16 protein-coding genes are annotated in these 20582 nt (G+C 58.8%); 4 read left to right on the forward strand and 12 right to left on the reverse strand.

Annotated elements, in window-relative coordinates:
- Nucleotides 1-1161, reverse strand: coding sequence for a type III polyketide synthase (locus FNU79_RS03925; RefSeq protein WP_143719588.1), 1161 nt, complete (start codon nucleotides 1159-1161; stop codon nucleotides 1-3).
- A 140-nt stretch (nucleotides 1162-1301) separates the two neighbouring features.
- On the opposite strand from FNU79_RS03925, the gene FNU79_RS03930 reads away from it, so the two are divergent.
- Entirely contained in the window at nucleotides 1302-2357 is a 1056-nt protein-coding gene (locus FNU79_RS03930; protein ID WP_143719589.1) for a lactonase family protein, read from the forward strand.
- Between the two features lie 183 nt (nucleotides 2358-2540).
- Here FNU79_RS03930 and FNU79_RS03935 read toward each other — a convergent pair whose 3' ends face one another.
- Entirely contained in the window at nucleotides 2541-4874 is a 2334-nt protein-coding gene (locus FNU79_RS03935; RefSeq protein ID WP_143719590.1) for a hypothetical protein, read from the reverse strand.
- Nucleotides 4875-6092: 1218 nt separating this feature from the next.
- Between FNU79_RS03935 and FNU79_RS19755 the strand changes: the two genes are divergently transcribed.
- Both FNU79_RS19755 and FNU79_RS03950 read left to right on the forward strand, forming a co-directional pair.
- Nucleotides 6093-6458: a transposase gene (locus tag FNU79_RS19755; protein ID WP_225429871.1), complete on the forward strand. Its 366-nt coding sequence runs from the start codon at nucleotides 6093-6095 to the stop codon at nucleotides 6456-6458.
- Nucleotides 6452-6736, forward strand: coding sequence for a hypothetical protein (locus FNU79_RS03950; RefSeq protein WP_143719592.1), 285 nt, complete (start codon nucleotides 6452-6454; stop codon nucleotides 6734-6736). The genes FNU79_RS19755 and FNU79_RS03950 overlap by 7 nt, the downstream gene beginning before the upstream one ends.
- Nucleotides 6737-6845: 109 nt before the next feature.
- Here the strand turns inward: FNU79_RS03950 and FNU79_RS03955 are convergent, their stop codons facing one another.
- The 9 genes from FNU79_RS03955 to FNU79_RS03995 form a co-directional block, all read right to left on the reverse strand.
- A complete protein-coding gene (locus FNU79_RS03955; RefSeq protein ID WP_143719593.1) occupies nucleotides 6846-8147 on the reverse strand; it encodes an NHL repeat-containing protein in 1302 nt (433 codons plus the stop codon).
- Nucleotides 8148-8485: 338 nt separating this feature from the next.
- A complete protein-coding gene (locus FNU79_RS03960) occupies nucleotides 8486-9229 on the reverse strand; it encodes an endo alpha-1,4 polygalactosaminidase (RefSeq protein WP_185974595.1) in 744 nt (247 codons plus the stop codon).
- 158 nt (nucleotides 9230-9387) lie between these two features.
- Nucleotides 9388-11484, reverse strand: a complete 2097-nt coding sequence (locus FNU79_RS03965) for an Agd3-related carbohydrate-binding protein (protein WP_143719595.1) — start codon at nucleotides 11482-11484, stop codon at nucleotides 9388-9390.
- A complete protein-coding gene (locus FNU79_RS03970; RefSeq protein WP_143719596.1) occupies nucleotides 11481-12488 on the reverse strand; it encodes an NAD-dependent epimerase/dehydratase family protein in 1008 nt (335 codons plus the stop codon). The genes FNU79_RS03965 and FNU79_RS03970 overlap by 4 nt, the downstream gene beginning before the upstream one ends.
- The gene (locus tag FNU79_RS03975; RefSeq protein WP_143719597.1) at nucleotides 12488-13282 is read right to left on the reverse strand and encodes a sugar phosphate nucleotidyltransferase; all 795 of its coding nucleotides are present in this window, start codon (nucleotides 13280-13282) and stop codon (nucleotides 12488-12490) included. The genes FNU79_RS03970 and FNU79_RS03975 overlap by 1 nt, the downstream gene beginning before the upstream one ends.
- Before the next feature lie 93 nt (nucleotides 13283-13375).
- On the reverse strand, nucleotides 13376-14371 hold the full coding sequence (locus tag FNU79_RS03980; RefSeq protein WP_143719598.1) for an SDR family NAD(P)-dependent oxidoreductase: 996 nt from the start codon (nucleotides 14369-14371) through the stop codon (nucleotides 13376-13378).
- Between the two features lie 77 nt (nucleotides 14372-14448).
- Complete coding sequence (locus FNU79_RS03985; RefSeq protein ID WP_143719599.1) at nucleotides 14449-15951, reverse strand: hypothetical protein; 1503 nt, start codon at nucleotides 15949-15951, stop codon at nucleotides 14449-14451.
- Nucleotides 15948-17459 (reverse strand): GT4 family glycosyltransferase PelF, encoded by a 1512-nt coding sequence (gene pelF, locus FNU79_RS03990; RefSeq protein WP_225429865.1) that lies wholly within the window; start codon nucleotides 17457-17459, stop codon nucleotides 15948-15950. Before pelF ends, FNU79_RS03985 begins: the two co-directional genes overlap by 4 nt.
- A gap of 86 nt (nucleotides 17460-17545) precedes the next feature.
- Nucleotides 17546-17761 (reverse strand): hypothetical protein, encoded by a 216-nt coding sequence (locus FNU79_RS03995; RefSeq protein WP_143719600.1) that lies wholly within the window; start codon nucleotides 17759-17761, stop codon nucleotides 17546-17548.
- Between the two features lie 295 nt (nucleotides 17762-18056).
- Here FNU79_RS03995 and FNU79_RS04000 point away from each other — a divergent pair, with 295 nt between their 5' ends.
- Nucleotides 18057-18263: a hypothetical protein gene (locus FNU79_RS04000; protein WP_143719601.1), complete on the forward strand. Its 207-nt coding sequence runs from the start codon at nucleotides 18057-18059 to the stop codon at nucleotides 18261-18263.
- A gap of 74 nt (nucleotides 18264-18337) precedes the next feature.
- On the opposite strand, the gene FNU79_RS19375 is transcribed toward FNU79_RS04000, so the two are convergent.
- Entirely contained in the window at nucleotides 18338-19801 is a 1464-nt protein-coding gene (locus FNU79_RS19375; RefSeq protein ID WP_225429866.1) for an endo alpha-1,4 polygalactosaminidase, read from the reverse strand.
- Between the last annotated feature and the right edge of the window lie 781 nt (nucleotides 19802-20582).

The raw sequence follows: 20582 nt of genomic DNA on the forward strand, positions 1-20582 counted from the left end.
CTAGCTCCCTCGGCAAACGGTCATCAGGCCCATCTCGACGGTCAGGCCGGGGCCAAACGCCATGGCGCACAGCCGCTGGTGGGGCTGGGACTGCTCGGCAGCGCTGTTCAGATGCTGCTCCAGAATGAACATCACCGTGGCGCTGCTCATGTTGCCGTAATCGCGCAACACTTCCCGCGAGGGCGCGAGCTGCTCCTGGCTGAGTTCCAGGCTGGCCTCCACCTTGTCGAGAATGCTGCGGCCCCCCGGATGAATCGCCCAGCGCTCGATCTGCGAGTAGGGCGCGTCGGTGAGCGCCGATTCACGGGCCAGCATCGGTGCCAGCGCTCCCTGGATATGGGCCTCGATGATGTCGGGCACGTAGGTGCTCAGCACCATCTCAAAGCCCTGGTCGCCAATGCGCCAGGCCATGTCCTTCTGGCCAATGCCCACCGGGGTCAGGGTCGTCTCGAAGTCGTCGAAGCGCAGCTTGGCGCGGTGGCCCAGATCGGTGCGGGCGCTGACGATGGCGGCAGAGGCTCCGTCGGCAAATAAGCTGCTGGCAATCAAAGTGTCGGGGTCGTTGGCGACGCGCATGTGAATCGAGCACAACTCGGCGCAGATGACCAGCACGGTGGCGTCCGGCTGGGCCTCGCAGAAGGCTTTGGCCATCCGCAGGGCCGGGAACGCCGCGTAACAGCCCATGAATCCGACGTGAAAGCGCTGGGTGGTGGGAGCAAGGTCGAGCGCCCGTACCACGTCGTACTCCGGCCCCGGCGCGTAAAAGCCGGTACACGACACCGTGATCACGTGGGTGATGTCGCTGAGCTGCACTTCAGGGCAAGCTGCCAGGCTGCGGCGGGCCGCTTCGATAAACAGTTTGGGCGCTTCCTCGGCGTAGAGTTCGTTGCGCTCTTTGGTGCTGGGCTCAAGGAGCCGCCGCTCAGCGGGGTCGTAAAACAGACCGGCAGGCAGACTCTGATCGGCACTCAAATTGGCCTGCTTGAGTTCAGAGATGACGCTGGCCCGCCGGTCAATGCCGGAAGCGTTGTAAATCGATCCGACCAATCGCTGCGAAAGGCGCGTGAGCTGCGGCTGAATTTTGACCATGTCGCGCAATTCGGACTGGTCGTACACCGTTTCAGGAGTGGCGCTGGCCAGCGCGTGAATATAAACAGACATAGCTTAGACTAAAGACTTGAACTGACCGAAGCTGTAACAAAAGCAGAAGCGGGCTTAAGCAAGGCTTGGGGATTGAAGAGGTGAGCCAGAGAAGCGCCGATTTCAGGCCAGCCACGCCCGCCAGATGATAAACCTTGAGCATGACCACTCTCCGCTTGTTCGCGGGCAGTTACACCAGCCCATTGCCGCACGCGCCCAACGCCGAGGGGCAGGGCATTTACAGCCTGAATCTGGAATTAGATAAGGGCCTGCTCACCGCGCCCCAGTTGGCCGCCGAGGTGGCTCAGCCGTCCTTTCTAGCGGCGCACCCGCACTTGCCAGTCCTCTACGCCATCAGCGAGCTGGACGAGGGGCAGATCAGCGCTTACGGCATTCAGCCGGATGGAAGTTTGAAATTCCTCAACCAGCGCTCCACTCAGGGCGCGTCTCCGGCACACGTCAGTGTGAACGCGGCGGGGCGATATGTGCTCTGCACCAACTATGTCAGCGGCCTCTCGGTGCTGGCCTTTCCGGTATCTGGTGACGGCAGCCTGGAACCGTGCGCGGCCAGCGACACCCACCACGGGCACGGCCCCAATTTGCAGCGGCAGGAAAGTCCGCACCCCCACAGCGTCACGCCCTCGCCAGATGGCCGCCACGCTTATGTGGCCGACTTGGGCACTGACGAGGTGGTGGGTTACGACCTCGACCCTCAGCAGCTCCTCAAACGGGTGAACGTTGTCCATTTACCGCCCGGCAGCGGCCCGCGCCACACCGCTTTTGATCCGGCAGGGTTGTTCGCCTTCGTCACGCTCGAACTGGCATCAGGGGTGGCGATTTTGCGGCGCGAACCGGAGAGCGGCGAGCTGGCGCTGATGGACGTCTGCCCGGTTCAGCCGCCGAACTTCAGCGGCACCAACGCCCCCGCCGAGGTGATGGTCAGCCCCGATGGGCATTTCGTATACGTCTCCAACCGGGGGCACGACAGCGTGGCCGTCTTCAGGTTTGATACGGCCAGTGTGCGGCTGACTCTGCTTCAATACGCCCCGACGCTGGGCCACACGCCGCGCGGCTGCGTCCTGACGCCGGACGGTTCGCTGCTGCTGGCAGGCAACCAAAGCAGCTCCAACATCACCGTTTTTCGCCGCCAGCATGACAGCGGCCTGTTGCAAGTCATGGGCACTTTCGGTTGCCCCACACCGACCAGCTTTTGCTAAACGAAGGCTAGTTTGAACAGTGTGTCAAGCCTGTGATCCGTCGCTTGAAGATTTTCCGCGTGCTTAAGAAGGCCCGTAGCTGTAGCAGGCGGATGTCCCCCCGATTGCTGCCCTGTGCTCCCACCCTGCAACACGTAGGCTAACGTTTTTGGGGGGTTGGCTGACGATCTTGCTCGTCCCATCCTAACTTAGACCACTCCTAGAAATCGGTGGCGATACGGCGTGTGACCAGTCACTGCCTTTGGCCTTGTTCCCTAACTTGACAAAACCAGTTGGAATGACCGGCAACAGCGCCACGCCACCCCATTCAAACTGGGCGATTGTTAGCGCTACGTCCAGCGCCTGCACACTCAGCTCCAGCGGTCCGCCTGCGCCCTGACCCTCCAAGCTAAACCAGCGGCCCAGCGGCAACGCCCCGCCAAACTGCTGCTCCACACCGTCTTGCGTGGGTGGCAATGCCCTTGAGCCAAACACCACCCGCGCTGCTGCACCCGCTCTCAAACCCAGCGCATACGACGGTGACGGGCGCTCATGAATCTGAGCTGCCGTATAGATGTCCAAGCGGCCCAGTAGCCGCCAAGTACCCGCTGGCACCTCCGGCCACAGCAAGCGCAAAAGCGGCGAATGCCCGTAAACGCCGTTGCGAAAGACGTGCAGGTGGCCAAACTCCACCATCACGCGGTAAGCATTGCCAGTGCGCTGTTCTCGCCATGAAGAGCAGCCCAACGGCGGCGCGGGGCAGCATGGCAATTCCAGCGCCAGCAGCACTTCGGGTGCGCTGACAGCCAGCGGCTTTGGCAAGCGGGCGCTGAGTTCACCGATCAGTACGTTAAGGCCAGCCCGCTTGGCATAATGCATGGCCAAGCGTGGATGATCACGGGCATGGTACTCAGCCAACCGAGTACGCAAAGAGCGGCGCTCAGCGCTACTGAGTGAACCAACCAACGCCACCCGCATCGGCTCACTGGCAAAATGTAGAGCGCTGCTGAGGTCGCTGGCTTGGTATCCCAAGTGAGGCATACTGACGGTGTCTTCGGCCCCGGCGTTCAGGAGCAAGCGGTGATGGACGGCTTGGCTTAAATATGCCTCGGCTTTCTGGCCCTCGCCAAGCAGTAAGGCCGACAGTTCAGGCGTGATGGGTTCATGCAAGATGCCGAGCCGCGCGAGCATCTCCCGCAGTTCCGAAGGCAAATGGCTCAGTTCGCCCATAATCACGTCGCTGACGCGGTGCGGCAAGGCCATACGTGAGCCGAACAAGTCGTCGCCGTCTTCAATAAGGGCGTGGGCCAGCACATCCCAGCCGTCAGATTGCTGCACGATGCGGGCAGCGTAGGCGCGGCGTTCGGCTTCGCCCAGCTCGCTGCGGCGCTCTTTGAGAACGTCCATCACGTCTTGCACTGACAAGCTGGACAGGGTCAGGTGGTGCAGCCGTGAGAGATCCAGCCCGCTCAAATCGTCACCCAGACCGTGTTGACCGCCGGGCAAGGCGGTGGAGAGCACCAGCGTCAACGGACAGGACAACTCCAGCGCGAAGCGCAAGCTGTTGAGTAGCCAAGGCGTGAGCTGATGCAGGACGTGAATCATCACGATGATGGGCCGCTGACTGCGCACCACCAAAGTCCAGACCCGAATGACGTCTTCTTCTGCGCTGTGCGGCCCTGCGGCGCTGAGCAACTGCAAGGCGTCGGCTTGCAATTCTACTGGCAGCACAGGCAACAACTGAAGCAGCAATGAAGCACGTTCAAAACTCGTTTGCGCTGACGCCTGAAGCTGCAAGAGATACCAGTGATGGCGTGAGGCGGCCCGCCCAATCAGTTCGCGGACACTCGCGCTGTTGTGTGCATCGCAGATCACCAGTTGCGGCGCATGCCTTGCCCGCCACAAAACTTCACTGAGTTGATCTTGCACTGCTACGCGCTCAAAGTGCCAGTCCGCTGTTTTTCCAAAGTCGCTGCCCGGCGCGGCTGGTAAGCCCAGGTACGCCGCCAAACTCGGCGCGGCGGCACTCGGTAGCTCTAAGCCCAACCCCTCGGCGCGGCTACGGATCAGTTGAGCGGCGCTGTGGTGTTGCGCCCGCATGAACCGCTGATAAACCTGCGACACTGCCCCCTCAATGTCTCTGGTTATGGCCCAGCGCTGGCTTTCCAGCCACTCGCGAAAAGAGGTTGAACCCAAATCTTCTAAGCCGCTGAGCGGTAGTCCGCCGACCACCGCCAACCACTCGCTGAGACGCGCTTCCGGCACAGTGGCAGCTTCCTTGAGCCAGTTATCCAGGTCCACAGTCGCCTTGAGTTCTAAGAGCGGCTGACGATTCGGAAAGAGGTTCAGATCAGCGCGGCGCAGTCGGCTGAGTTCCACCCGCAGATTTAGCAGCGAGTCCGGCGTGTCCCACAGCAGTTCGGCCAGTTGCTCACGGTGCTGCGGCGCACGTTGCAGGGCCAGATAAGCCAGCAGCGCCGTCGCTTTGGTCGAAAGCATGAGCGGCTTGCCCGCCACGCTGACGTAGGCATGACCCATAACATGAACAGTGAGAATAAGCCTTCACCTCCCACGAGCGCCAGCGGCAGTGAACACCCCGGCGAGCCATCTAAAACATCAATCCATCGAGGAGGCTGGTGAGAGCCGAGCGGTCGGAAGAATCAGAAGAAGACGATCAGATGAAGGCTCAAAAAGAAATAAATCCTACAGGAAATATAGGCCATACCCCGTTAAATTTGCGTTAAAAGTTTTTGTTCATAAAAGGGCTCCGACCGCTAAAGCTGCTCCCAGAGACACTTTTACCTGATTTCAAATCACTAAAAAACTGCCTCTTTGAATTGGTCTGCTCCTCTTTCTCGGAAAGGGGCTTTAATTTTTCACGTCAAAAAGTAACGAGTGATCTATTTGGGCTTACAATTCTACGTTTTGAGTAAAGGATGGTTATTCTCACTCTCATCTTAGTTAATCGCAGTTCATTAGCCAGCATGTGAGCATAACAGCCTACATGGAATAGGCTTTCAGCAGCCAACCGCTACACATGGCCTTACCGGAATCCGTACCTGTTAGCAAAAAAAATAGCCATGCCAAGACCAATGAGGAATCTCACTTGCAAAGACAAGATTCTTCAGCGGCGCTCAGCCTGACTTTCAGGATAGGACAAAAGCTCGACTTTGGCCATTGACAGGGAGCGGCGCGCTGCTCTCTATCAAACTTGAGCATGTCATTGCTCCCATCGTGGTTTATCAGCGTCATTCAAGGGTTTGCGCCAGTGTTTTCGGCTCGGGTCTGGCCACACATTCAACTGCTGCTCGTCGGAGCGCTGTTGTCTCCCGGAAAACGGACCGTGACAGCAGTACTGCAGGTACTTGGTCTAGCAGACGATCCGAGATTCGGTACGTATCATCGCCTGCTGAGCCGCGCACACTGGTCCAGTCTCTAGGCCAGCCGGGTGCTCCTGAGTCTGCTTCTAGTCGCTTTTGTGCCATCCGGCCCTTTGGGCCTTGGCCTGGATGACACCATTGAGCGTCAAACCGGAGTAAAGATTCGTACCAAAGGGATTTACCGTGACCCCGCGCGCTCCAGTCGCGGTCATTTCGTCAAAACCAAGGGTCTCCGCTGGCTGAGTCTGATGCTCCTAACACCTATTCCCTGGGCAAATCGCATCTGGGCATTGCCGTCTCAGCGGTACCACGAGCAGCGCGGTCGTCCAGTCGCCCACACAAGACCCTGACTGACTGGGTCCGGTAGATGTTGCGTATGGTTCAGCGTTGGTGTCCGGGACAGCAGCTGGTTGTCGTTGCTGACGGTACCTACGCCATGATTGCCTGGCTTCACAATCTCCAGCAGAGACGTCCCATCACTGTGATCACTCGGCTTCGCCTGAATGCTGCACTCTACGAACCAGCTCCCGAACGAGCGGTCGGCCAGATGGGCAGACCTTGGCTGAAAGGCAATCGCCTTCCGACCCTGGCATCCACTGTGCAAGCGTCAGGGACGTGCTGGCAGCGTGTCCGGTTGACCCATTGGTACGAGCAGGGGCAGGGCGGGAGGTTGAAATCGTTTCCCAGACTGCCATTTGGTATCACGCAGGCCTTCCACCTCTCCCTGTGCGCTGGGTGTTGATCCGTGATTCGAAGGACAAGTTCTCCACCCAAGCCCTGCTGTGTACGAACGTCTTGCTTAAACCAGTGGAGATCTTGGAATACTTTGCGCAGCGCTGGCAGCTCGAAGTGACCTTTGAGGAAGTCCGAGCGCATCTGGGCATGGAAACACAGCGGCAGTGGACGGATCTGGCCATAGCGAGAACAACCCCAGCGTTGCTGGGGTTGTTCTCGCTGGTCACGCTGATAGCCCATGAACGCTGGGAGCACCATGAAGTCTGGGTTCGTCGTGCCGCTTAGTATGACAAAATGCTTCTTACCTTTGCCGACGCGCTCTGCTACGCTGCCTGACGCCATCAATGGCCAAAGTCGAGCTTAGTCAAACAAAAATGGGTGCCCCTACAAATTGTCACGGGAACATACGCGCCGCAATCAGATTGGAGGAGCCAGTTCTGCGCCCGCCGGTTCCTATGCCAAGCAAACGGCCACTCTTGAGCACAGCCACGGCGTCGAATTCGGCCAGGCCATTGGTAACGGTGCATGGTGGGCATAGGGCCACATGTGACAGACCACCCGAGCCAAAGCTAGGATCAAACGTGCCGTTACTGCGGAAACGCGCCAGATTGCCCCGCAAGGTGGGTCGGTAGCGCTCAGAAGTCAGCACGCTCGCCACCAGCCGGTTCTGGTTGTCCTGCACCAATCCACTGACGATAAATTCACCGCCGTCAGGTGCTTGAAAAATAGCGTGGCCTGCCGTTCCGAACGTGGAATCAGGCGCGCCGCCCGGTAGTAAACGCCATAGGCCACCCGTCCCGCCAATCACCAGCTGCCCCGTATTCAGCATCAGCAGCGACTGGCCATCACCCGCCCCGAAATCCAGAGTCGTCCACCCAGACGCGCCGTAACTGAGATCTAGCTGTCCAGTTGGAGTCAGGCGGATGACTTGCGTGGTGGTAGACGTGCGATTATTGGTCAGCAGCAAAAAGCGCTCCGCATCATCCATCACGACGCTCTGTGCAGAATTCTGGCCGGTAAACGTCGCCAGGCCGTTTGTGCCGAAGGTAGAGTCCACTGCGCCGCTGCGCCTGAAGCGGGCCAACCCGTCCAAACCAAGAACCACCATCTGGCCGTCTGATTGGATCAGCAAAGCTTGCACCTCGCCTACTGATAAAGCCGCATTGACCCGGCCCTGCACGCCGAACGAGGGATCCAGTTGGCCCGACGGCAAGAAGCGCGTGAGCGTGAGTTTGTTGGTAAGCGCTGCGGAACTGGCAACTATGATGCGCTGAGGATCCTCACACTCAGCCCCCCAGTCGTTATACTGATTCCCCCCATAAGGACACTGGAGGGCCGGCACCGAAGTGGTGCCCAGAAAAAGTGTCGTGTCGGCGTCGTTGAATGTCTTGTCCGGCTGGCCCGTTGAGGTGATCCGCCGCAAAAAAGACGTCACCCTGCCGCCCATCGCCCCTTGACCCATCATCAGCACCTGGCCATCACTTTGGACGAGCGCCTTGGCCAGCCAAATCCGGTAGCCCGACAGACTGACCACCCCCTGATTCCCGTAAGTTGGATCCAGCGCACCAGACGGGCTGAGTGCTAGGGCTGATACGGACAGGTTAGTATTTGGCGCAGGGTCGGCAGCGCCGGGAGCGGCTCCACATCCCATCAGCAAAAGACCTGCAAACAACAACCAGACATAGCCCTTTTTCATAAGCTCTCCTTTCGAAACCCAGCCTTACCTTTTACTGAATAGTTCCCCGTCTTCTGAAGTCACTTGCCTGATAAATGTGAGCAATTTATACTCGATCTCCTCTCTATTTTCCAAGAACGACTAAATCCGGTACAGATTTCAGCCATTGCGTACGTAGAGCAGGAAGAAATCACTTTACCTACTGCACATCTGAAATCTGTTTTACTCTCACATCTGTTCTGAACTAAGCTAAGGTCGGCGGTAAGATTTAGCCGCTTAGTGAATTAAATTGTCTCCCAAAGACGATTTGATCTGAGCCGATGTAAGGTGATACCAGAGAGGCAGAGTGAGGCGTCCCATTAAGAAGAGTGGATGGGGTGCGCCGCGCTGCTGGGCGAATCTAGCCGGGGCAGGTAACCCTGAGATAAGTTGAGTTCGCGGTTGGTGATAAAGATTGGCAAGTTCAGCGCCGCCGCCCGCCGCAGGGCAAAGCGGCGCAGATTGGGCGTATCGGCATAATCCAGGGCGTAGACATCCAGATTGAAGCGCCGGGCTTGCTCGACCAGAAGGGCCGTATATTCCAGTTCTGACTTGCTGTATGCGTGGTAGCCGCCCGCCCACGAAGTAAAACACGACTCGATCAGCACGCCGTTGACGGTGCCGCGTAGACGGTGAAGCAGGCCAGAGGCGCGGTTGACCATTAAATAGCGTGGTCCGGCCCATTTCCTGACCAGGCGTACCAACTTGAGCATGGCCCGCAGGCGCTGGGGTTCTGCCGGCGAAACGTCTACAGTATCCAGGAAAAAACCGTCAAAGGCCAAGCACTCACTCATGATCTGAGCCTGAACACGCACTTTCCAATCAGGGTGAGTCACATTGACTCTGATGGTGCCCCATTCGGGCTGCCGCTCACTCTCACTCCAGGCCGCCACCTCGCCGTCATGTTCGCCGAGACTGAGGTAGGCCAGCACCTGCACGCCGCGCTGCTGCAACCACGACACCTTTTCAGCAGTGAAATGTCCTGGCTGGACGATCACCCGCTGATATTTGGCCAAGGTCAGCAACTCATTGGGGCCGTAATACACCGCTAAAGGACGGCGCATGGTTTCGCTTACCACGGATTGAGGCCGTTTCTTGATCACAGAGGAGGTTGTGGTATGGGTCATGGTGTCCTTTGATGGCCTGCCAGATCAGGGACGCTACTGAGCAAGGGCGGAGAAGTTTAAGAGCAGGAATGCGCTGAGCATTCGTCTACCGATGTTCAGGGCACCGAGATGGTCAGGCTCTGTCCAGCAGCCAACGAAAAGCTGCTGATGGTTTTTCCGGCGTAAACTTGGCTGCTTCCGGTGACTGCGCCGGTCACGAAAGCCGCGCCGCCGTTGGCCGACTGCACCGTCATGCTGTGGGTGGCCCGGTTCCACTTGCCACTCAAACCGCTTTTCATGTAAGCGGTGCGGGCCTGCACATACACGCCCAGGTCGTCCCAGCGCAAGGTCTTCAGCGGCAAGGTGGTATAGGAGGAGTATTTGTTTAAGAGCGCCGATTCCCAGTCATAGGCCAGGCTGCGGCCCGGCGAGTACTGGCGCAGGTTGTCTTGGTGCATGTAGTGTGGGAAAGCCGCGCCACTGAGCAGATGGTTGAGGGCCAAGTCGGTCTCTTTGTCCAAAAATTCGGTGTAACTCAGCGCGTGATTCCAGTACGGCGCGGTGCCGCCGGGAGCGTAAACCGAGTTGTAGGCGGCGGTCGCCTGGGCCGGATTGGTAACGCTGTAAAACATATTGGTGGGCCAGCGCGGCACCAAAAAGATGTTGGGATTGAGGGGATGCACAACGCCGCAACTGCTACAATTTACGTCCCATTGCCCGTCAACCGAGTGGTTGGATGGAATATACTTCACGCCGCTGTTCTGGGCTGCCAACAAAAAGTTAGGATTGGACGCACCGAGGCCGTAGTTGGTTTTGACGCCGTCGCCGTTGGGGTTGTAGTAGCCCAACCCCGACATATCGCCGCTCAGCACGACCTTGGTACTCACCGGCAGGCCCATCGCCGCGCCAATATCGAAGTTGGGCTTGATCTGATCATAAGAATCGGCGTAGTTCAGCAAGTCCATATACAAATGGTCTTTGGTATGGCTGACCCAGTCGAACTGACCAGCCACGCAGCGGGTAGCGCTCGAAAGCTTGTCGGGGCTACTGACCGACGGATTGCAACTGGCGGGCGCAGTGAGATCGGCCCCACCGCCGTTGTACATCATGGCGAACTTGAAGGCGCTAGCCACCGGATACATTGAGCGCAGCGCGGCTTGCTGCCCCGGCAAGGCCAGCGCGTCCACCGCCGAGATGCGGAAGGCGTCAGGCTGCAAGGTTTTAGTGGCCGCGTCAAACACGTCACCAGCCAAGAACCAATCGTCAATGTCGAGTTGATTAAAGCGGCGGTATTCGCCCAAGTACACGCCCTTGGTCAGCCAGTTGACCAAGCTGTAGCTCAGCAGTTCGGAGTGTAGCAGGTACGGATTTTGGGCAAAGGTCATGGCCAGCCGCTCGCGCCCACCGGTGCTCGACAAAGCCGCCAGCACCCGTCCCGAGGTGTCGCTGAGAAGCGGAGTGGTGCTCACACCCGGCACGGCGACCACGTTGGCCGGATAGTTATAAGCGTAGTTAATCGGCAGCGACGTCCCGGGCCGTAAATCGCTAAAGACTTGCGCCCCTCCGCTGGATAGCCGCGCTACTGCTGAGCCGGAAGCGCTGCCAGCATCGCGCAGGCCGTAGTCTTCTGGCCAACTGCTGGGATAGGTATACAGCGAGAGCTGACGCACTTGGTATTCCTGTTCGTATTGCCACAGCAAATTCCAACCCGCCCAGTCCAGAGCGCTCTGCCAGACCCCAGGGCTGGCTTCGTAAGCCAAGTTGCCGCTGGTCAGCATCACACCTTGGTATTTGCCGCTGCCGTCGGCAGCCACCAGAGCGCTGGCATTCCAGCCAGTCGCCGGATTCACCACGTCATACGGCACGCCAGCTTGCTCCAGCATGGCTTTGGCGGCGGGCAAGCCGAAATCCGAGGTGCCCGCACTCAAAATCAGCACCTTGAGGCCCACCACGCTGGCGTTGGTACCTAAGCTCAGCGTCCGCAGCGGCAAATTGGGTTTGGCTCCGCTCAGTTCGCGCAGCGGAGTCAGGTTCCGGCCATCCGGCAAGGTCGGCACCCCCAAAATCGGGTGAAGGAGGCCAGCGGCACCGGCAAAGGCCTGAGAGGCAGGGGCTTGCGGCTGCACAGCGGGCGTGCTGTTGCAGGCCACCAAGATCAGCCCACCGACGCTGAGCAGAGCCTGAGCGAGCGTGCGGTATCCGAGATTTTTCACAGTGTAGCCTCCCTGGGGGCGTGAGCAGCGGCGCGCTGAACGGGTCGGTCTTGGCTGGGGTGAGATGAATCTGGCGGCGCTGAGCCACTCCACAAATCCCGCAGCGCGTCATCAAAGGAGTAAAGCGGTGACCAGCCCAGCTCCTGAATCAGCCGAATATCAGCTTGTTGCCAGTTGAGCGCCCCCGAACGCGGCGAATCATCGGCTTGTTCGCTGATCTGTCCAGTAAATCCGGCGACCTTGGCCAAGCCCTGCACCACTTCGCGTGAGCGTCTGGCCTGCCCCGAGGCCACGTTGAGGACAGGCAGCGTCAGCGCGGAATCGGAAGGCAGCCTCATGGGAAGACCAGCGGCGAACACGGCGGCGCGGGCCACGTCACGCACATCGACGTAATCGCGCCAAGTACCCAACGCGCCGAATTCTAAGGTTGAGAAAGGAGCGGTTTGCACGGCCCCGCGCAGCAACTTGGCCGCCCGTCCGGGCAAGGTGGCCGCGCTTTGGCCCGCGCCCAGCGGATTGAAGATTCGCAGCACGACCCCTCTGGCCGTACCCGCCGCGAAACTGCTGGCGAGCAGCTGCGTGGCGGCCCATTTGCTGACCCCATACGCGCCCACTGGGCGGCACGGCGCGGCTTCGCTGACTGGCACTTGCGGCGGGGTCAGGCCGTATTCTGCCGCCGACCCCAGATGCACCAGCCAGGGCTGACTCGCCTGAGCTTCAAGAGCGCTGAGCAGGCGCTTGATAAGTACCAGATTGGCTTCAAAGAGTTGGTTGGGTGTGCCGTTGGTGTGGCCCGCCGCATTGATGATGATGTCGGGAGCCGGATCAAGCAGCCGCTGCCAGTCGGCTGGAGTCGCCCGGCTGAGGTCGAGCTGAGCGCTGGTTGGCCCGCGCAACAGTTCATAGCCCGCTTTGAGTACGGCGGCGGCGATGTGCTGGCCGATAAAGCCGCCCGCTCCCAAGAGCAGCGCCCGTGGGCGTTGAGGAACCACTTGAGCAGGCATCAGTGGGCCGCGCCCATCACCGCAACAGGCTGCACAATGCTGTGTTGGATTACCGGTGCTGAGCCTCTGACCAAGATAGAGCCGAGGCCGGGCATCAAATCGGCCATCCGGCTTTCAAACTCGGCGTTGGCGCGGTCGTAGTCGTCGGGACGGCCAATATCCAGCCAGTAGCCGTTGAATGAGAAGCTGGCCGGATGCTGATTGGTGGCGAGCAAATCCAGCACCAGATCATCGAAGCCGAACGGCTGGCCCGCCGGATAGCGGCGCAAGGTGGAGCGCGAAAAGCCGTAAATACCCATGCTGACCGAGAAATCAAACACCGGCTTTTCGCGGAAGGCCACAATCTCACCGCCCTGAATGTCCAGCACCCCGAACTCGCTGCGAACCTCGCGGACGTAAGTCGCCACCGTCACCGGAGCCGCAGACGCCGCGTGCTGGCGCAGCAGTTTGGCGTAGTTGATATCGGTCAGCACGTCGCCGTTCATCACCAGAAAGTGCTCCGGTAACTGATCTAATGCGCCCAGCAGCGGCCCGATAGTGCCCAGCGGCGAGGCTTCCTGAAGGTATTCGGCCTGGAGATTCCAGCGGCTACCGTCGCCCACAAAAGCCCGAATCAGTTGGCCCATATGCCCAATCGCCAGCGTGACGCTGTGAAAGCCGTAGTGCGACAACTGGTGCAGCACGATTTCCAAAATGGCGTACTGATCGCCAATCGGCACCAGCGGCTTGGGCACGCAAGTGGTGTAGGGACGCAAACGGGTGCCTTTTCCTCCAGCTAAAATAACGGCGTGCATCAGCAGACTCCTTTAAGCATCCAAGAGGGCGAAGGGAGAGGCGGCGGTTGAGACGGTGTTGGTTGAGTTGGTGTGTTGGCTCAGTGGCGGCGTTTAGATGGTGTACTGACCGACTTTGTAGTGGGCTAGGTTGCGCTCGTCCAAAAACCACTGGCTGGTTTGCTCCAGTCCGGCGTGCAGCGGGTACTGCGGCTCCCAGCCGGTCAGGCGGCGCAGCGCCGAGCTGTCACTCACCAGCCGCATCACTTCTGAGGCGTCGGGGCGCAGCCGCTGGGCGTCTTCCTGAATTTCCACCCGCCGGTTCATGATGTCGGCCACCGCCTGAATCAGTGCACCCACCGAGATTTCAACGCCGGTGCCGGTATTCAGGGTCTGCCCCAGCACCTGACTGGCCTCGGCACGGCCCACCGCCACAAACGAAGCGGCGGTGTCGGCCACGTAATTAAAGTCGCGGGTGGGAGCCAGCGAGCCAATTTTGATGACCGGCTGCTTGGCGGCGATCTGCGAGATGATGGTGGGAATCACCGCGCGGGCCGACTGACGCGGGCCGTAGGTATTGAAGGGCCGCAGGGTCACGGCAGGCAGACCGAAACTCAGCACGTAACTTTCCACCAGTTTGTCGGCTCCCACTTTGGACGCAGCGTAGGGCGACTGGGCTTGCAGCGGGTGGCTTTCGTGAATGGGCACCTGAAGGGCGGTGCCGTAGACCTCACTGGTGGAAGTGTGAATCAGGCGCGGGGTGCCGAGTTCGCGGGCCGCCTCCAGCACATTCAAGGTGCCGATCACGTTGGTCTGCACGTAGGAATGCGGCGCTTGGTAAGAATATGGAATGGCTATCAAAGCCGCCAGGTGATAAACGACTTCTGCGCCCTGCATCAGGTCACGCACCGAACGCGGGTCGCGCACGTCGCCCAACATCACTTCGACGTGTTCCATCACGTCGGCGGAGAGCTGCTCTAACCAGCCCCAACTGGAAAAAGAGTTATAGAGCACCATCGCCCGTACTTTGAACCCTTCCTTGACCAGCGCTTCGACCAAATGCGAACCGATAAACCCTTCTGCGCCGGTCACGGCCACTAAATTATTCATGTCTTCTCCTTATGTTTGCCTGCAATGAGTCAGGTGCAGTTGAGTTGCTTGAGGGACGCTCTAGCCCTGCCGCCGAATTACTGGAAGTGACGAAGGTCACGTACGGCCGCCCAGGTGCCGAGGAGCAGCAGCGCGGTGCACAGGCCAGCACTGAGGGCGTAACTACCGCTGACCCCCTCGCCCAGCGCTCGCAGCCCCAGTTGGGTCAGCAGCGACGCGCCCCATACCAGCAGCACGCGGGGCAGCAAACCGAAATTAATCAGCAAACCGCTGAGCAGCAAGGCGGCGGCCAGCGCCAGATGTCCGGCCAGCAGTTCACTCGGCAGCGCCGCACCTGGGAGAAGCACGCCGAGGAGCAGGTAGCCGAGGAGCAGCAAGCACAGGTAGCCTGCACCCCAGCCCAGCACCCCCGAGAAGCCGTTCCAGATGATGCTGGGCAAACTGGACGAGCGGGTGGCCTGCGAGCGCAGCATTTGCTGAATGCGCCTCAACGTGCGCTCCAAGACGCCCATGCTCAGCACCAACGGCACAACGCTCCACGACCAGCCCAGCAAACCCGCGCCGCTCGCCTGAGATGCAGAGCCAGCGCTGAGTAGCACCAGCGACAAGAAGGCGGCGCACAGCCAGCCGTAGACGCCGTAAGGCAGCGAGGCGACTATTTGGCGCAGGCTGGGGCCGCCTGCCGCTCGGGGAGTCAGACCGGAATTTGAAAACAGTGGCGGGCAGGTGGCGTGCCAGGCGGCCAGCAGCGGCAGGCCCACCGCCAGCAGCAACACGCTGGCCGCCTGTATCGCCACGCCAAAACCGGGAGCAGCCCCCAACCAACTTACGCTGAGCCAATCGGGATTCAGGGCGCTGAAGAAGCTTAGCAGCAGCGCGGGCAGCAAGCTCAGCAGCAACCAGGTTTCGCGCTCCAGCACCAGGAGCGCGGTGGCGGCGGCCAGATAAATGGCAATCGCCAGCGTCACCAGCGTGACGGTGAGAACATTGTGGCCGGTGGCCAGCGCCACTGCTGCGCCCAGCAGCCCGCTCAGGATGACGGCGGCGCTACCCGCACGTCTGAGCATCGCCCGCGCCTCATTCTGGCCCGCCGCCAAGCTGAAATAACCCAGATACGCCACGCTCTGCATCCAGCCCCAGCCAAATAGCGAGGCCAGCAGCAATCCCAAACTGGCCCCCTCACCCCAACCCAGTTGCAGGGCGGCGGGCGACCAAGCGGCGGGCAACAGATAAATCAACCCACGCATGAGGTCGCGCCACAGCGGTCTGTTCGCCTGGGGCAGCAACCAGATCGGCTGAGCAGGGCGGTACGGCACCAACTGAAACAGCCGCTCAGCGCAGGCAAACACGTTCGCGTCCCCAAACCGCTCTTGAATGAGTGCGTCGGTAAAACCCTCGGATTCCAGAATGGCGGCCAGTTCGTAGGGATGCACTGCCCGCACGCAGGCCGAGTTGAGCCGCCGTGAAAGCTGGGCCAACGGGTCGGCGGAGCGCAGCTGAGCGCCGCCGTAGTAAAGTGGCGCGGCGGTTTCGCTGCCGTATGCTTTCCGGGCTGCAGAGCCGGCGTTAGAGGCGCTCACGAGAGGTTGTCCTGGGCGCTCCGGGCGTGCGTCAGTTTGACATACGGGTAAACGTGGCGGTAAACGTGCAAGAAGTTTTCGAGCGTGAACTCGGCAAACACCCGTGTCCGGGCCGCTGCGCCCAGACGGCGGCGCAGATCGTCATTGCCCAGCAAGCTGAGGCTGGCCCGCGCAAAGGCTTGGTGATCCCGCGAGGGCACGATCAGACCAGTTTCGCCCAGCGCCTCGGTGACGCCGCCCACATCGGTGGCTACTGTGGCCCGCCCCGAGGCCATCGCTTCGATCAGCGTGTAGGGAAAGCCCTCAGAGATGCTGGAGAGCGCCACTATGTGCCCGGCGTGGTAAGCGTCCACCACATCGGCAATTCGGCCCTCGAAGGTGGCTTTGTGGGTCAGACCAAATTGCCCGATGAGGCGCTGACAGTGTTCGGCGTAGGCTTCGTTGCCGCTGGGCACTGCGCCGAACATCCGCAATTTGGCGTTGGGCATCGCCTCGCTGACTTCGCCAAAAGCACGAATCAGGGTCTCCAAGTCTTTGAGTGGGTCAATCCGGCCTACCCAGGTGATGGTCGGGTCGCTGGGTTCTTGGGTCGCAGGCGGAAAAAAGCTGGGGTTGATGCCGTTATAAACCGGACGAATCCGCGCAACGTCGGCTCCTTGCTGAAGCTCCCAGCGTTCGTTGTAGTGTGAGCCAGGCGTGATGTAATCGGCCATCACATAAGCTGAGCGCGACAGTAAGCTGTAAAAGCGCAGCAAAAATGACTTGAAGGCGGCGCTGTGGGTGCTGTAGCGCAGCTCCAGATAGCGCTCACGCAGATAAACGCCGTGCTCGGTCATGATGAAGGGGGTGCCGTAAGCCCATTTGCTGGTAAAGGCCAGCAGTGGACTCAAGCCATTGGACGCTGAGTGGCACAATTCCGCTTTGGGCGGCGGACACGACAAAGGCCGCAGAAAATGTTCGAGCCAGGTGCTGGCCTGCAAAGCGTCGGCGAGGTTGGGACGCAGCAGCAGCGGCCCACGCCGGAGGTGCTGCTCATCACTCGGCAGACCGCGCCCGCGCCACAGATCGTACATCAGGGCGATATTGCGCCGGGTGGTCAGCGCCCGCGTCAGATCGCCACTCTGGGCGTAGCTAAATAGCCGTCTGAGGGCGCTCAGAAATTCAGTGGAATCCTCCGATGACCCAAATAAGCTGCTGAGGAGTTGCGCGTAAGCGTCGTCCAGCTCAGATTGGGTATAAAGGCCACGCCGCGCCCAGCTTGTGCCCAGGCCGGGCAGTAGCGCTTTGGGTTGGTTAGCAGCTCTGGGAGCGGCGTCCCACAGCGGCACGCTGACCAACCGCTCCACATTACTCGGCAGCGTCCAGCTCGGCGTCTTTATCCGCTGCCCGCTGATGGCGTACACCTGAAACCGGTGCTCAGGCAAGCCTGCAATCAGTTGGTCGCACCACACGCTGACCCCACCCTGCATATGCGGATATGTTCCTTCACAAAGAAGCGCTATTTGCACCTTTGGGCCTCCAATTCACTTACTTCAAGCACTATCGGTTCTGCAAATCTCTAATGTCGGCTCTAGATCTTGTTTGCAAATTCTTTTCACAAGTCAATCTCAAAGTGGACACGGTTATCCCAACCTTGCAAAAATGCAATGGGCCTATGTTCTTCAAGCTCCGCCAGACGCCGCTCTTGTTCAGCGCAGCGCTCTTGAAGCCGCCGGAATTCATCAAGTAGCATTTGGAAAGCCAAGGCTTGCTTACTTTCTGACGCGAGATCGTGGTGCGAGTTTAATAAAAGTGCCAGCTTGCTTTTCATGACGGCTTCCTCCACGGCGTATCGCTCCCTCGGCAAGGGTCAATGAGCACAACAACCAGGCCAACTCCTTTAGCCAACAAAGAAGTCAATAATTCAGCAACCAGCCAAGCTCTATTGCTTGGACTGCTGAAATTGATGCCGTAGTGTAAACGGCAAGGTGTTAAAGACTTGTTAAAAGCTTCTGTTCTTTTTCTAAGAAACGTTAAAAGTAGATTTTAACGTTTCATGTTCAGACAAATTAGATTGGAGTCAACAGTCAAGGTCCAGATTGACAGAAAGGTGCTATGGTAGACCTATGCCTGAAAAATTGAACGGCACGTCTGGCGACTTTCAGACCCGCGCTCTAGAAATAGCTTCCAATCTCTCCAGCATTGGCAATTTGGACCACGGCGGCAAACAAGGTGAAGAGTGGACGCGGGCGCGGGCGACGTATATCCGCGAACTGTACGACATTCTGACGGCCTCTGAGCGTCAGCAACCACAGCTCAGCGCCGCCGACTAAAGTGAAAGAGACCGCAAGAAACGTCCCGTGGGGCCTTAATCAGCTCCACGGGACGTTTCTTGCGATTCAGCAGATTAGGGGCAGCTCTGCTTGCTGTATCCGGCCATCCCCGCCCCTCTGAGGTCTAAATCGCGCTTGATGGAGTTGATTTTGAGTCTGTCTGATAGGGCGCAGTCGAGTGTCAAACCGGCTTTGTATTCCGCGTTGAGTGCCAGTTTGCCGCGTTTGGTGTATTCGGCCAGAGCGCTGCACTCGCCCTGCTCTTGGCACTGCTCATTCAAGATGCCGTCAAACTTGTCCACCATCATTTTCCCAGTGCGGTCTTTGAGCAAAATCTTATCGGGACCGTTTTTCTGAAAGACTGCTAAGCCGTAGGCGTGGGCCTGGTCGGCCACCCAACCATTAAAGTCAATTTGCTGTTGGGTGGTGATTTTGCCGCCCTTCACATTTTCATCATTTTGCAAATTATCCGGTTCAATAGCGGCGAAACCTTTGTCTTTACACATCTGGAAGCGTTTCTTTAAAATAGCAGCCAGCGCCGAATTGGGCTTAAATACGTCCGTGACATCTAGAAAGTACTCGGCGGGCCAATCGGGGTCTTGCTGCACTTTGAGATACGCCGGATACTGCGCCGAATCGGGGCGGCCCGGTTCGTAGCTGCCCACATCCAAGTAACATACGGTATACAGCCCCTGGGCATTGAGCTGCGCGACTTTGGCGGCTGAAGTGTTAAAGCCGTCGACGTCAATGAGTTTAACAGCGGTAGGGACCGTGATATTGGCCTCACTGCCTGCACCAATCTGCCAGTCCCAACTGAGTTTGCCACTCGGCGGCAGCTTGATTCCTGAAGATTGAGGGGCGGGCTGGGGGGAGGGAGCCGCAGGCGGCGTGGGGACCGGCGCAGGCTGAACGGGGGCGGGCCGAATCGGTGGCCGAACAACGACGGGTTGGGGAGCAGGCTGAACAGGCACGGGGGCCAGCGCGGCGGGCGGAATGTCAATCATGAGTGAGTCAATACTAGCTTGACTGCCACTCGCGCTGCTGAGCCGTACCAAACGCAGGCGATCACCTGGGCTCAGCTCGAAAGTGCCGACATTCAAGGTTGCATAATCGGATGAAGTGAGTGTCACGCGGGTCAGCTCCTCACTGCCGCTGCGAAGCGACAAGACAACCGCTGTCTGAGTTTGCCCCAGAATCCGCGCTCTGAGCTTCACCAAGTACTGGCCCGCTGTTAAGCTCTCCGGTATTCTGAACTTGAGGCCGTCACCCGCTTCGGCCAGTCTGATGGCTTTTCCTCCACTGGCAGCAGGATCGGTGATAGTTTGTCTGGCACCCGGCCCACCTACTGGGACCACTATCTGGGGCTGCACGCTGGCTGCCGCGCCAAGGGTAGGAGACTCAAGTTCAAACTCACCTTGCTCGGCTTTAAGCAAAATCGTTGCCGACTGATTACTCGCTGCCGGACTACTCTGGGCAGCGGCGCTTGACGGCACCGACGCTACCCCACAGGCACCGAGTAGCGTCGCAGGTAAGGCCAAAAATAACAGTTTTGAGGAAACAGTACGGAGCTTGTGATTCATCATGCGGCGCAGCTTATAGGACACGGAACGTCACACGTATAGGTTTTCTAACGTTATGGCTGCGGACTTCATTTGCCATCTGCAACTGAGAAGTTTGTGTGCATCATTCCCAAAATTTCTCATTGACGATGATCGATTAAGTGCTGAGGTCAAACATTACAGATTCGTCACTTTATTATGATAGCGGTCTGACAAAAACAATGCATGCTTGGAAGATTGAATTCAAGGAAGCCTTGTTGAATCTGAGAATTTCAAGTCAGTATCGGCATAGATCAGCAAGACTCGAGAGCGCTAGCGTAAATGAGACCTCATCTAACCTCAATTATGTTCATAACGACCAGATTAAAGAAATGAGCCGAACAGCCATTGGTCTCATCGAATGCCACGACTGACTGAGCATGACCTGAATTCAGCGGTTCCGGGGAGGATAAATTTCCTCGTAGATGAGCGATAGATGTGAAAAGTTTCAACCAACCCGCTTACTCCATACTTATATGAGAGATTGATACCGCGCTCGAAACAGACCTCCGGATAAATGTAACGTGCTTGTAACGTTTAATTAATTAAGTATTTATGAAAAAGCTCTCTAGACAAGTACGTCCGCCCGCACAATCCAAAAAATAATGACTGCAGTAGGCAAATTGAGTTGTGGGGTTCAGTCGATTTTGCGCAGGTGGAGTTAAGCCTCGATCATAGGAGGCACGACCATGACACCCCGCAAAACGTTCACGACCGAATT

Source organism: Deinococcus detaillensis, assembly GCF_007280555.1.
GTDB lineage: Bacteria > Deinococcota > Deinococci > Deinococcales > Deinococcaceae > Deinococcus > Deinococcus detaillensis.